At 62.5% G+C, this 13,086-nt stretch carries 12 protein-coding genes; 1 reads left to right on the plus strand and 11 read right to left on the minus strand.

From position 1 onward, the window contains the following. Positions 1-395: 395 nt before the first annotated feature. From NET03_RS07735 to cofD, 10 genes are all read right to left on the minus strand, one after another. The gene (locus NET03_RS07735) at positions 396-854 is read right to left on the minus strand and encodes a nitrous oxide reductase accessory protein NosL (RefSeq protein WP_252128336.1); all 459 of its coding nucleotides are present in this window, start codon (positions 852-854) and stop codon (positions 396-398) included. Continuing rightward, on the minus strand, positions 851-1,678 hold the full coding sequence (locus NET03_RS07740; protein ID WP_252128337.1) for an ABC transporter permease: 828 nt from the start codon (positions 1,676-1,678) through the stop codon (positions 851-853). The genes NET03_RS07735 and NET03_RS07740 overlap by 4 nt, the downstream gene beginning before the upstream one ends. Continuing rightward, positions 1,668-4,022 (minus strand): nitrous oxide reductase family maturation protein NosD, encoded by a 2,355-nt coding sequence (gene nosD, locus NET03_RS07745; protein WP_252128338.1) that lies wholly within the window; start codon positions 4,020-4,022, stop codon positions 1,668-1,670. Before nosD ends, NET03_RS07740 begins: the two co-directional genes overlap by 11 nt. A gap of 4 nt (positions 4,023-4,026) precedes the next feature. After that, positions 4,027-4,662, minus strand: coding sequence for a cytochrome C (locus tag NET03_RS07750; RefSeq protein WP_252128339.1), 636 nt, complete (start codon positions 4,660-4,662; stop codon positions 4,027-4,029). Positions 4,663-4,753: 91 nt separating this feature from the next. Next, entirely contained in the window at positions 4,754-6,781 is a 2,028-nt protein-coding gene (gene nosZ, locus NET03_RS07755) for a Sec-dependent nitrous-oxide reductase (protein WP_252128340.1), read from the minus strand. Between the two features lie 852 nt (positions 6,782-7,633). Then, complete coding sequence (locus NET03_RS07760; protein WP_252128341.1) at positions 7,634-8,449, minus strand: thermonuclease family protein; 816 nt, start codon at positions 8,447-8,449, stop codon at positions 7,634-7,636. 2 nt (positions 8,450-8,451) lie between these two features. Continuing rightward, positions 8,452-9,129: a nitroreductase family protein gene (locus NET03_RS07765; RefSeq protein WP_252128342.1), complete on the minus strand. Its 678-nt coding sequence runs from the start codon at positions 9,127-9,129 to the stop codon at positions 8,452-8,454. 10 nt (positions 9,130-9,139) lie between these two features. Beyond that, positions 9,140-10,096, minus strand: a complete 957-nt coding sequence (locus NET03_RS07770; RefSeq protein WP_252128343.1) for a DMT family transporter — start codon at positions 10,094-10,096, stop codon at positions 9,140-9,142. Then, a complete protein-coding gene (gene cofC / locus NET03_RS07775; RefSeq protein WP_252128344.1) occupies positions 10,072-10,701 on the minus strand; it encodes a 2-phospho-L-lactate guanylyltransferase in 630 nt (209 codons plus the stop codon). The genes NET03_RS07770 and cofC overlap by 25 nt, the downstream gene beginning before the upstream one ends. Continuing rightward, positions 10,701-11,654: a 2-phospho-L-lactate transferase gene (gene cofD / locus NET03_RS07780; protein ID WP_353655803.1), complete on the minus strand. Its 954-nt coding sequence runs from the start codon at positions 11,652-11,654 to the stop codon at positions 10,701-10,703. The genes cofC and cofD overlap by 1 nt, the downstream gene beginning before the upstream one ends. A 530-nt stretch (positions 11,655-12,184) precedes the next feature. On the opposite strand from cofD, the gene NET03_RS07785 reads away from it, so the two are divergent. Next, complete coding sequence (locus tag NET03_RS07785; protein ID WP_252128346.1) at positions 12,185-12,442, plus strand: hypothetical protein; 258 nt, start codon at positions 12,185-12,187, stop codon at positions 12,440-12,442. Here NET03_RS07785 and NET03_RS07790 read toward each other — a convergent pair. Next, complete coding sequence (locus tag NET03_RS07790; protein WP_252128347.1) at positions 12,415-13,086, minus strand: hypothetical protein; 672 nt, start codon at positions 13,084-13,086, stop codon at positions 12,415-12,417. The genes NET03_RS07785 and NET03_RS07790 overlap by 28 nt on opposite strands.

Raw genomic sequence — 13,086 nt, forward strand, 5'->3', positions numbered from 1 at the left:
GGATTTGGCCAGATTGTAGTATGGGTGTACAGCTGTTGCAACGCTCTGTGGTGCCAGAAGTTTCGTGAATGCCCGGTTCCCCAGTCTTCCCAAGGAAGAGGCTCGCGAGGGCTGGTGTGCGGCATTCACGGTGTGTCGAACCACCAAATATGGTTCGCGGTGGTCTCGTGCGGAGGGTGATGCGGGGGCGAGTAAACCGGAAGGACTTGTTTGGTCCTAGTGTCGCGAAGAGAGAGGCAAGCAGCGTACGGCCAGCATGCCCGTGACCTCTCGTGGAGTTTGCTGGATGCACCGTGAGTCTGACACCCTGCGACCGCTCTCCGCATCGGCCGGATCTCCCAGTAACACGCTACGGCGCGCATCGTCATGGAGGATTCTTGCCATTGGCCAATCCGTCAATGCTGTCGCGGCCGCGCTGGTGGGCGAGCAAGCAATTCGTTCCACGGCAAGAGGTCACCTCCAAGTTCCGCCTGGCGCCGCTGTGCAGCGTCTTGGCCAGCAAAGGCGGCGATGCCGTAGCCCATTGGTGAACGGATGCTGGGACTCACGAGATACCAGGCGTTCTCGGCCTGGAGCCAGGCCTGCGTGTCAAGATCATGAATCCATATGGCTGCCCAGGAGGGGCTGTGCTTCTGCCGGTAGGCGAGGAGACACCCGATATCGTCGAAGAGCACAGTCTCACCGTCGGCTGTGGTCGCTGCTGCGGCGAAGCGGGGGTCGGAAAGGATCATCCCGCACTCGGCGCAAGTATCGCGGCCGTAGCGGATCTGGGGCGGGGAAAGCTCGCGCTTCCGCTGGCAGGCGGCAAGCGGGATGGTGACGAGGAGTACAACAAGAAGCTGACGGCGCGTCATCGCAAGACCTCCCGGCGCAGAATGGCGTAGGTGGCGAAGCCACCAACAAGACTCCAGAGAAGGAGCATGCTCGCGAGGAGATGTGGCAGCGTCGCACCGAAGCGCTCGTCAGCATAGAGACCGGCAGGCCCGAGGAGTTCCAGCGTGCCAGCCAGGAGGCGTAAGGCAGCGATGCGATAAGCCTCGGTGGGATTCACGAGTGCGATTCCAAGGAGCCAAGAGGGGGGTAGGCGTACCGCGAGCGCGGTGCCCATCAGTCCGAGATTGCCGAGGAGCACAAGCACAAGCCAGAGACCGAGTGCCAAGCTGACAGCGGTACTGGTCCGACTGCAGCGACTGGAGAGGAGAAGACCGAGCGTGAGAGAAGTCCAGGCTAGCAGGATGGTCAGGCCGGTGAGGGCAAGGAAAGCAAGCGGGTCGGTTGCGCCGACGAAGAGCAAGAAAACCGCGCTCGCTCCGAAGCCGAGCGTGACTGCGGCGGCGAGTGCAAGGCCAATGCCAAGCGCCTTGCTGAGAAAGTACGCGCCGGTTCCGACCGGCTGGGCTAGCCAGAACTCAAGGGCACTGCGTTCACGGTCGCTCGCCAGCGCGAGAGCTCCGAGTGTCAGCCCCATTAGTGGGACGAGGAGGAGCATAAGGTTCACCAGGCTTGCTGCGGTACGTCCGAAGCCGCTGACCGGACTCGTGGCACCGGTGAGAAAAACCAAGAGCGAGAGCGCACTGCTCAGGACGAGGAGCGCGACGGCATCGGCCAGGAACCAGCGATTGCGCAGCGCGTCGCGGAGCTCCTTTTGGGCGAGAACGAGGACGGTGTTACCAGCCATCGGTGACCTCCAACTGGAAATCTCGAACTTGGATACCCAGCCGGGCAAGCAGGAAAAACGGCTCTGCCTTCCGCTGGGGTGGAACGAGGACGCGGAGTCGCTGGTCCTCGCGATAGACAGCGAAGCCGTGCGCAGTGAGGAGATGTGTGGCTGGCTGGAGGGCATCGGCATCGAGTTCGAGGATGAGTGATTGGTGGATGTCGTGGCGCACCGGCAGGGCTGCTGCGCGTGACTCAGCGACGACGCGGCCTGCCTCGAGTCGCAAGACGCGCGTGGCGAGACGCCAGACGTCATCGGGACGATGCGAAGCGAAGATGATCGTGCGTCCCGCCTCGCGAAGTTGTTGGAGGGCGGCCATAAGTTCCTCGCGTGCGGTCGTGTCCAGGTTCGCTGTTGGCTCGTCGAGCAGAAGTAGTGGTGGATCGCCAATTGTAGCCAAGGCGAGGGCGAGTCGCTGCTGCATGCCGCCCGAGAGTGTGCGTACTGGCTGATGCCACGTGTGCTGCAGGCCAAAGACACCAAGTCGTTCCCATGCGCGCTCGAGTGGCTCGCCACGCAGGCGCGCAACGGTCGTCAAGAGCTCACCAACTGTCAGGTCAAGAAGTGGCAGTTGCTGTGGCACATACCCGACATGCGCTCGTACAGCTGGACCGTCCTGGAGCGGTGAATGGCCGAAGACAGTGACTGTACCACTGTAGGCAGTTCGGCCAAGTAAGCAGCGGAGGATGGTGGTCTTGCCAACACCGTTTGGTCCCCAGAGGGCGACTGCCTCGCCTGGTCGAACGCTGAAGCTCACATGATCGAGAACAAGGCGGCTCCCGAAACGCTTGGTGAGCCCATATACCTGCACAACGGCTGCGTCCGTGACGGTACACACAGCGGTTGCTGCGGAGGGGGCCACAGAAGCGAGTACCACTGGCGCAGGTGGGCGGGGAGCCTTGGCCGCTTCTGCGAGCGCGAGCCGCGGCGATCTTCGGAGGGCAAAGAGGAAAGGCAAAGCGGCGGCAGGAAGCAAGGCCAGCGAGAGGAATGCGTCGGTACGGGATGGTGGAGAGACGCTCCATGGGAGCTCTGGCAACGGCGTTGGCTGAATGAGTGGAGCGGGATCGGTGAAGCGCGGTGCTGGCTGGAAGAGTGGAACAGCACGCGCAGCTAGATCGAGCGCGGAGGCGACAAGGCTGAAGCGGAAAAAGGCGAGCAACGGGGAGCGATCGGTGAGAACACTCGAAAGTGCACGGTTCTGGTACGGGAGATCGCCGATGCCGTTGCGGTCGGCATCATAGCCAGCGTAATCGCTCCAGAAGTTACCACGCCCGGAATCGGCCCAGGTGAGGTGGTCGAGCGTCCCGCCGCCTTGCGGTGCAGCTTGCTCCAGATTTTCCAGGAGTGTGTTCTCGAGGATGCGATTGGAACGGGTCGCTGGGCTGATCAGGAGGCCAACGTCGTTATAGGCGATCCAATTGCCTGTGATGTGGTTGATGACTCCCTGAGAGATCGGGGAATTATCGATGTAGAGTCCGACACGGTTGCGCAAAATGAGGTTTGCCTCAGTCACGACCCCGTCAGTTTCTTTGATGGCTAGCCCATATCCGGACGGCCCACGGTTGTGGAAAAAGACGTTGTTGCGGACGATCTGGCGGGCTCCGTACATCAAGTAGATGCCAACCGAATTGTCGCGGAGCACGTTCTGCTCGACAAGGCTGTCGCTCGAGTACATGAAGTGCAGGCCGTAACGCCCGCGCTCAACGACATTTCCTTGGAGGAGTGTTTGATCGGAGTACCAGACGATCACATCACGGCTGTCGCGTACGTGGTTATTGAGTATTTGGGCACGTGGACTATACCAGAGCTTAATGCCGTCACCACGTTGTGGTTCGGGGAGCGGCTTCCCGGCCACGAGGTTCCCTTTGACAAGTCCATCGGGGGCGTTCAGGAGCTGGATGCCGAAGAGACTGTCAAGAACCTGGTTGCCGACGATCTGGGCCCGTGGTGCGGTGACAAGGATGCCGGTGTCCTCGCGGTCGTGATTGGTGCCGCTGCCGCGGACGATGAATCCCTCGACACGGACATCGGGTGCGGCGACATGAAGGACGGTACCTTGCCCGCCGCCATCGATTGCCGGCCAGTTCTCGCCGTACAGCGTCAGTGGGCGGTCGACGACGACCGGGCCGGCATAGACGCCGCCACGGACACGGATCGTTGCGCCGACCGGTGCGGTGGCGATGGCTTGCTGGACGTCACGCAGCGGGCACTCCGGGCAGACGAGGAGTTCGTTAGCGCGGACCTGGGGCGGCGTGACGAGCAAAAGCATCGTCAGCGTTGCGGCGAGAATCAGCCGGTGCATGGCGTCACCCCCGTTCGGCGGAGCCGCGCAGACGCGCGGTGATGCCGACGAGTGCACTCAGAGCGGCGAGGATGGCGAGGTAAAGGCCGCTGCCGAAACGCGTCTCGACCACGAATTGTCCAACGCGTCCTGTACCGAGCACGGGCGGTGTAAAGGGCTTAATCGCGCTTGAGAGTGCAGCGTGTGGATCGAGGTTATGGCCGAAGTACCAGAGCCAGTACTGGAGGTCAGCGACGAAGATCATTGGGAAGAGAACAACAAGCGTGGCGAGAAGTGCAGTCCACCGTCGCCGCAGTAGCCCAGCGAGAAGAGCGAGGAGTGCCAGAGCGGCGACGCCGTAGGGGGCGATGGCGCGCTCGAAGGTCGCTGCCTCTTCGAGCTTCATCATCCCGATGTAGTGATTGAGCCCGTTCACTTCTTGCACGTCACCAGCGAGCTTCGTGAGGTAGATCACGACACGGAGCCCGCCCGGGTATTGCGGGGCAAGCAGTGTCATGTGCCAGTACGGAAGCGCCAGTGAAGCTGCAAGCATGATGGCAGCGAGGAGAAAAGGAACGCGGTCACCGATGCGAGCGAGCACTGCGGCGAGTGGCCGCATGATGCCGGATCTGGTTGGTGTTCGGACAGCGGTGGTTGCCATGGTCACAATCCTTTCTCGACTCCGAAGGTAGCCAATTCTCGGGTCGAAGGGCCGGTGAGGAGATCTCCCCACTGGCCCTTCTGCTGCGGGATCAGGTCGGCTTCACCAGGAAGTAGCCCATCATCTCGAGGTGCAGGGCGGAGCAGAATTCCGTGCAGTAGAACGGGAAGGTGCCTGGAATGTCCGCGACGAAGCGGATCGTCTGCGTTTCGCCCGGCTCGAGGCTCAAGTTGATGTTGTAGCCCCCGAGGGCGAAGCCGTGTGTTGCATCCTTGGCGCGCTCGATGTTGGTGAGGTGCCAGATGACCTCGTCGCCCTGCTCAACCTCGATGAGATCCGGGCGAATCTGGCTGCGCAGCAGGACGGCCCAGATCTCCACGGTCTTGCCACGTCGCTCAATCCGCTCCTCACCGACCTTGAGGACAGCGTTGGGATCGACACTCTGGGTATGCGGGTTCCAACCCACCTCAGGATAAATCTCCCAAGCCTTGATCCGTTCGCGCTTGATGATCTGCGCGTAGTGTGGCTCGCCGATCCCGATCGGGCTGTCATAAAGCACGCGCATCGGTTGATTGGGTGCAATGGAGATCAGCTGTGCGTTCTGCGGCAGTAGTGGTCCAAGGCTGGCATACCGGTCGACCGACCACTTGTTGTGCGCGACGAGGAAACGGCCGGCCGGCTTTGTAGTATCCCCCTCGGCAGCAGCCAGGTGGCCGATGTTGTACTGGACTGGCAGTTTCTCAACCAGCTTCCAACCGTCCTCGCGGTATGGCTTGCCGAGTGACCACTTGGCGACCGCACTATCCAGGAACAAGCTGGTGTAGGCGTAGCCCTGGTCGTCAAACTGGGTGTGCAAGGGACCCAGCCCCAGCTCGACCTGTGCCTCGACACACTGTTCAAATGGGAGTACTGGGATGCCATACTCATCGGTATCCCAGTTGCCAGCCTGGATGGCCTGCTGGATCTTGGCAAAGCTGTACACGGTCACGTGCGGGTCGAGCTTCCCTGCCACAACAATGTAGTCCCCACCGGGTGTCACATCCACACCGTGCGGGCTCTTCGGCTCTGGGATCAGGAAGAGGACCCCCTCCTTTGCTGCGACATCCATGCGGATGACCTTGAAGCCGTTGATGGTCTCATATTTGCCCGCTGCGATGAGTTCTTCGGCCTTCTTCCAATGGACGACATGGAGATAGTCCATATCGCGCTGGGTCGTGGCGATCTCCATTGCCGGTCGACCCTCTTGCAAACCAGGAATGGCGAGTTCGGTGTTGATCGAGTTCCAGAAAGCCCAGCCGTGAGATGGCCCCTTGCCCGCGTCGGCCAAGTCGTGCCAATACGGCGGTGTCTCAATGGCGAACGACTCCTCCGGGATGATGCGTCCTTTCTGGCGATCGAACTTCCAGAAGGTCAGGACGCCGCGATACTTCTCCTTGTACTCCGTGATCGGCGCGTAGACGCCGCCGAGCGGCACTGAGTACTGGTCAGCCTCGAGCACGTACTCGGTGTTGGGTGTCACGAAGCAGCCACCGTGCTCGTTGACCAGGAGGGGATTCTTGACGATTTGCTTGGTCTCGAAGTCGCGGAGGTCGATGACTGCGATGCGCCCATTGGCCTTATCGTTGATGAACAGGAACTCGCCGTCATATTCGCCATTCGTCTCGCTCAAGGCTGGGTGGTGCGTATCGCCCCACAGGATCGGCTTGCCCTGAAAGTAGCCGCCCTCGAGGACTTCGTTGGTGTAACCACCATAGCCATAGCCCTGCCACGGCTCGGGGCTGAAGACGGCGATGACCTTGAGAAGGCGCATCGACGGCAGACCATGAACTAACACCTGGCCGCCGTGGCCGGTTGAGGAGAACATGACAAACTCGTCGTATTTGCCCGATGGCACGTAGGTCATCAGGGCTGCTGTGACATCTTCGGGCGTCAGCTGGCGCTGCTTGATGATCTCGTCAGCTGTGGCACCCAGCTTTGGTGTCTCCTCTTTGCGCTGTAGGACGCTGCAGCTCGCCAACAGCGCACCAGCGGAAAGTCCAGCCGCTGCACCCAGGAGCCCCCGCCGACTCACCTTTTGCTGACTGATCTGGAACGGTGGTCGCTCACGGTTCTCGGCCATGATCCGTTCCTCCTTCTTGTCTCCTTGCGGGGCCTGCCCTATCCGTTGTCCTACTCGCAGTTTCTGTGCGAGCCGGCGTAGCGAACACGACCGATGGGGTAGTTTCGCGACTATCCGCTGGGGTGGTTTGTCGACCTACCCGCACGGGTGGGGGTACGGGGATATCATCTCCTCCCCATATGGGGAGGCGCAGCACCCCCCTGTACTGGTAGGGAGTAGGGGGAACCTTTCCTGGTGTGGGGCGTGTGGACGAGAGCGCAACACGACTCGGTGGCAGCGGAGCAAGTGAGAACCTGGTCCGGAGATCTTGGCGTCATCCGGTGTGGTTCGGGGCACTCGCGGCGATGACGACAGCCAACAGTGGCGATCCTACGGTTCCGGGTAGAGAAGATCTTCACTTGCCGCTCCGATTGCCTGTCGCTCCCGCTTGTGGCAGGAACGGGAGAACGGGGAGTCGAAGCGGCGGCAGGGGATAGGGGCACTAAATGAGCGCGGATCCGGCATGAAGCCGACGAAAGACGACTCTTGCTGAGTGGCGCTGCTACCAACCGGTGCGACCCGTCGTCGGAGACCTCCCGTGCGGTAATGGCTTTCAGGACAACTCAGTATGCGTGGGATGTTGCGATCTCTGTGCGCCAGAACGAGCCGCGAGTGCTTGGGAAAAGTACTTGTGCCGCGTGAGGGATCGGCACGCGAGCGTTCTGCCGGTTAGGGTGCCGTCGCGATGGGTGGGATGAGGCAGAGCGGACGTGTCGCTGGACTGCGGTAGGTGGATGTCGCCGCAAAAGGATCTGTTCTCGACGGTGGTGTAGGAGCTTCAAGTGTCGAGCAGAAGCTGTCACGCCGTCCGGTTTAGCCTGCTTCGCAGGCGATGCCGTCGCGGTCGGCATCGAGGCGGTGTGAGTCGGGTGGCAAGACGCGAAAGCGGCGGTAGGGGATGTCGCGGCAGTCAAGGTCCGGTGGTGGGGGTGGGAGGCAGATGTCTGGGTAGCTGGGATCGCAGTTGGATCGAGGAAAGGGAATTCGGTCGGGTGGTGCTGGTGCCGTGGGAGTGGCACTGGTGCAGGCGCCCCAGAGGCCGACCTGCGCGCGCTCGGCGTCGCGCTGTGCAACGGCGAGCCGTTCGGCATGACGGAGATCAGGAGGGTACTGGCGTGCGATCGCAGCTCCTTGGCGGACAAGCTCCTCATTCACCAAGAGCCAAGATCCTGCCCGCTCGACCCAGACGTAACGGAGCAGTCGACCGTAACGATCGGTCTCGCTGACATCGCGTTCGAGGTAAACGGTCCTACCGGGTGGTGTGAGCTGGGCCAGCGCGGCGGTTGAAGCCTCGAAGAAACACTCGGCAGGCCGATCCTGATTTCCCCGCTCAGGGGCATCGATGCCGATAAGACGGACGATCGCTTCGCCGTGCGCAGTGCGGACGGTGAGCGTATCGCCGTCAATCACATTCACGACGAGCGCCGGTTCTGCTTGGACAGGAATCTCTGGAAGCGCAGAAGGTGTGGGCAAATGCGCCGCCGGCGGTAGTGTGGTAACCGGTGGGTCAGGGGACACAATTGTTTCAGTGGGCTGGATGGGCGCACTGAACTGGTTTCCGTCAGAGGAGGGCGGAGCGACACAACCAACGGTGAGCAAGACGATGAGCAAGAGGAGCCAGCGGGTCATCGTCACTCCCAGGCAACAATTAACGTTTCCAACGGTCTTCGTGGACGCCGCTGGGGGTCGGCAGCAGCATAACCGACCGTGATGAGCGCCTGTGGTTCGAGATGGGACGGAAGATTGAGCGTCCGGCGAACGATATCCGGGCAGAAGAGTGGAGCGCACATCCAGCCGGTATCGAGACCGAGGCGATAGGCCATGAGGAGGGCGTTTTGCACGGCGGCGCCGAGACTCTGGATGGCCATTGTCCGCTCGGCGGCCTGACGGTCAGGATCGGGGTAACGATCGAGGTTGCTTGGGTCGAGGCAGACGAGGATGAGTACGGGGGCCTCAAGGAGACGTCGCTGTGATCCGGCGAGCCGCCGTGCAATCGTCTCCTCGTCCTCGCCGTCCATCGCGAGGTGATGGCGCCAGGCGTCGGCCATGGCCTCAGCGAGTGCGCGCTTGCGTTCTGGGTGGGTAAGAACAACAAAGCGCCACGGCTGCGTACCGTGTGGCGAGGGAGCCCACGCGGCAGCTTCGAGGATTGTAGTGACGAGCTCGGGTGGTACAGGGTCGGGACGCAGACGACGCACCGAGCGGCGCCCGCGGACAAGTTCTGGGAGGTCAAAAGGGCGAGCACCGGAGATTCCGGTGATATCCGGGAGAGGAGTGAGTGGTGGAGGGACAGGCGATGTCACTCGCATGGCGGGCTCCTCACGATGCCGGGGTTGCAGGACGGGTCGCAGGGACGGATGCAGGCGCCGGTATCCAGCTGAGCGTGGTGATTGCGCCCCAGAGCAGGACAAAGCCGGCGAGCTGCCAGGCGTCGATGGTTGTGCCGAGCGTCAACCAGTTGACAACGATCGCCAGAGCGGGGAAAGCGAGCTCGGCGAGCGTCGCGTAAGAGGCGCGCGTTTGCCGAAGGCCGGCATAGTACACGAGCATGGCCAGGAGGCCGGGCACAAGGGCAAGGAGGAAGAGGCGCGGTGCCTCCTGGGCGAGCCCAACCGCCCAGGTACGAGCGAAGGTGCCCTCTAGGAGAGCGAGCACGGCCAGGAAAGGTAACGCAAGGAGAAAGCGGGCCGCGGCGAGCGTCGGGAAGGGAAGAGCACCAAGCATGTAGCGGCCGAGGACCGTGGCGCTGCCCCAGAGTGCTGCAGCAGCAAGGGCGAGCAGTGCGGTGAGGATCCGTTCTTGGGGGAGGAGCCAGATCGGCTCGAACGCGGCGCGGCCGAAGGAGACAAGATAAGCTCCGGCGAGTGCGACCACAAAACAGGGCCAGTAGAGTCGAGGTAACCGTTCCCGCAGCAGGAAAGCGGCGAGAAGTACAGCGACGAGCGGCTGGACCTTTTGGAGCAGAATGACGGTGGTTGGGTTGCCGATACGGAAGGCGGTGGTGAACAGTACCGTAGCCAGGCCGGAAGCTCCCCAGGCGATAGCGACGAGTGCGAGCCAGGAGCGGAGAGAAAGCGCGGCGAAGGCACGACGCTGCCAGAGGAGGACCGGCAGTGCGTAAAGAGCCAAGAAGAGGTGCTCGGCGAGCACGATCGACGTTGCCGGGAGCGTCTCGGTGAGTGGCTTACGGATTGGCGCGTCGATAGCCCAGAGTGAAGCCCCCAATGCGACGACGAATACTCCCCACCGTGTCACAGTGGTTCGTCGGTTCGCCACTTGTCCCCCTCTCCCCCCGTCACCAGACGAACATCGGCGAGGTCGTCCGGCGTGTCGAGGTCGAACGCGAGCGGCAAAGCCCATAGCTCCCGAAGGGTACACCGAGCGCGGGCTGCTGCGAGGCGGTGGTGACGGCGACTCTCCGAGCCGAAAGCCGGCGCGATGACATTTGGGGGCGCGAGGGCAAGCAGGTTCGTACCAGTGCCGCGCCGATCGGGCGCGAGTACGATACCGCGCGGTTCGAGGAGGGCGAGCGCAGTCTGCACATGCTGGGCGGCAAGGAGGGGAAGATCCCCGAGGACAACCAACAGTGCTGCATAGCCCGCATGCAGCGCAACGCTCTGTGCGGAACAAACCGCGCGGTTGAGCCCTGGCTGGGCTTGGAGCAGGGGGCGTGCTCCCCACCTGGCAACTGCGGAGGCGACTTGGGCATCAGGTGTCACGACGAGCACCTCTGCGACCTCGGGAACGCTCCGGAGCACCTCGATGGTCCGCCGCGCCAGCTTCAAGACCAGCGACTGCCGCTTCGTGGGATTGAGGGCTGGGGCGAGACGGCTCTTGGCATGCTCGAGCTGCTGGATAGGGATCACTGCGAGCGTGCGCATTAGCGGCTGGCTCCACGGAGGTCGAGGGCAAAAGCCAGTGTCTCGCGAGCAAGGCGAGCGCGATCGGCCTCGTCGCGCATGATCGTATCGGTGACGAACGGACGGATACCAAGTTCAGCGATTGCAGGAGCGAGCTGAGTATCGGCCTGGTCGATAACTAAACCGTCGAGGAAGTCCTGGTAGAGACGGGCGATACCGAGCGGTGACACCTCGTGACCAAGACTGGCCAACATGCGATCGGCGGGCCCTTTGAGGGCACGACCGGCGACGATCGGGCTGACCGCGACAACAGGAGCGGCCAGTTGTTGCAGCAGCTGACGCATGCCAGGGAGGGACAGAATCGGACCGAGGCTCACGATCGGGTTCGACGGGGCGAGGATGACGGCATTGGCATGCAGGAGTGCTTGCTCGACTTCGGGAGAGGGGTGGGCCTGCATGATTCCCTCGAAACGAACGGCAAGGACTGTGTCCTGCTGGCGGCGCCGAACAAAGTATTCCTGGAACGGCAGAGGGCCATGGGGCGTTTCGACGATGGTGCGGACTGGTTCATCGCACATAGGGAGGATCCGTGCGGTGACGCCAAGCGCAGCGGCGAGTTCAGCGGTGACCTCGGTGAGGCGGGCACCCTGCCGGAGGCGTTCGGTGCGGAGAATGTGTGTCGCAAGGTCGCGATCGCCGAGCCAGAACCAGGTCGGGCGACCGTATCGGCCGAGCATACCGAGTGTGTGGGCGGTGTCGCCAAGAATACCCCATCCGGTCACTGGATTTGCGATGCCAGCAAGCGTGTAAAGAACCGTATCCAGGTCGGGCGAAATGGTGAGACCGTAGAGTTCGAAGTCGTCGGCGGTGTTGACAACGACGCAGAGCCGGTCGCCGAGTCCGAGGAGAGCGAGGCCGTGGGCGAGCTTGGCCCCGCCGACGCCGCCGGCAAGAACAACAACGAAGGCGGTCATCCCGGATTCCTGGGTCAAGAGGTGCTCCTCCATGTTTGTGTCTTCGCCGTGTGCCTGCCTGGAACCGCACGTGTTTCTGCGGTTCTCGCGGGCGCTGTAACGGATGCTACCGGGTAACGAGGGTGGACGACAATGGGTGCACGTGTTCGATGGTAGTGTGGCTCCAACAGAAGCGCAGCGATGTGCACGGGAGCACTGTCTTGCGCGACAGCTTGTGGGGACTGACGACGGCAGAGGATTGGTAGCTGCACTGCCCTCTCAAGACAACGCGGGTTGCTTCTCAGCGCGAGTTCTTTCCTCTTCCAATTCGAAATTGGGCTCTGGCAAAGAACGGATGAGACGGCAGATGACAAGAGAGCTCAGACGCGAACGAGGGTCTCTGAAAGAAGCTGAAGCGGCAGTCCGTGGTTGGGTGGGCGCGGCGGCGCGAGAAGATTGCGACGGGAGCCTATCGGATCGCAGTTGACGGTGTGATGCAACACTGGGAAAATAGTGCTATATCCAAAATCCTCCACCGAGGAGGTACCACGATGGACGCTCGCCAGGTCGAGCGGGTGCTCGCCCATCTTTGCAGCAAGGGGCTTTTTGGCGACGTTCGGCAGTGGTGCGAATCGCGCTACGACTGCGTGTACGTCGTGACCTGTCCGGACTGTGGCTGCTGCTTCGTCTTGAGCGAGGCTGAGTTTCAGGAACTTGTGGAACGGAGCACCGCACTGCAGGTGTGCGGCGTTCCACCGGATCGGCTCGAGGTACGCGAGCCTTATCCGCTACCACCGTTTGCCCGCTGAGAGGGTGCTGGTCCGCTGCCGTTCTCCTCTGTCGATATTCCTTGGAGGCCCTCGGCGGCCTGCAAAAGCGCAGCGATCGCGGCCTCGGCAATGGCGGCGGCAAGCCGTTCCGGAGGGCCATCAACCACAACGATACGGCGTGCCGAGGTCCGGCCGCGGTAGGTAGGGACGTTCATTGGGTGACAGATCACCGCAGTGAAGGGGGAAGGGTCGAGCCGGCGTCGGAGGGCCTCGAGTTCGGGAACGTTCGGGAGGAGATCGACGAGTATGGTGTGCAAGTGTGGACGTGTGAGCTGCCCGACCCAGTACGCGAGGTTTTCGTCGACGCCCAGCTCAACCAGCGCGAGGTCGGCGGTGGCGAGGGTGCGGCCGAGCCACTCGACGAGATCGGCGCCGATGCGATGCTCGACGGTGTGGTAGCGGAGCTCGGGCCAGGCAGTAGCCAGCTCGCGGAGGGCGGCTGCCCCGCGGCGACGCAGCGCCTGAACAGTCAGAGGATTCCCGCGTTCCTCCAGGAAGACAGCCTCCTGATCATGCAGGGCGAGAAAGCGGCCGAGGAGGCGGAAAACCTGAGCGGGTGGGTGTTCCTCAACGGCGACGAGTGAACGGACGAAGAGAACCCAGCGGAGACGGGGGAACGTCAC

It is taken from the genome of Thermomicrobium sp. CFH 73360, assembly GCF_023806465.1.
In the GTDB taxonomy this organism is placed as follows: domain Bacteria; phylum Chloroflexota; class Chloroflexia; order Thermomicrobiales; family Thermomicrobiaceae; genus Thermomicrobium.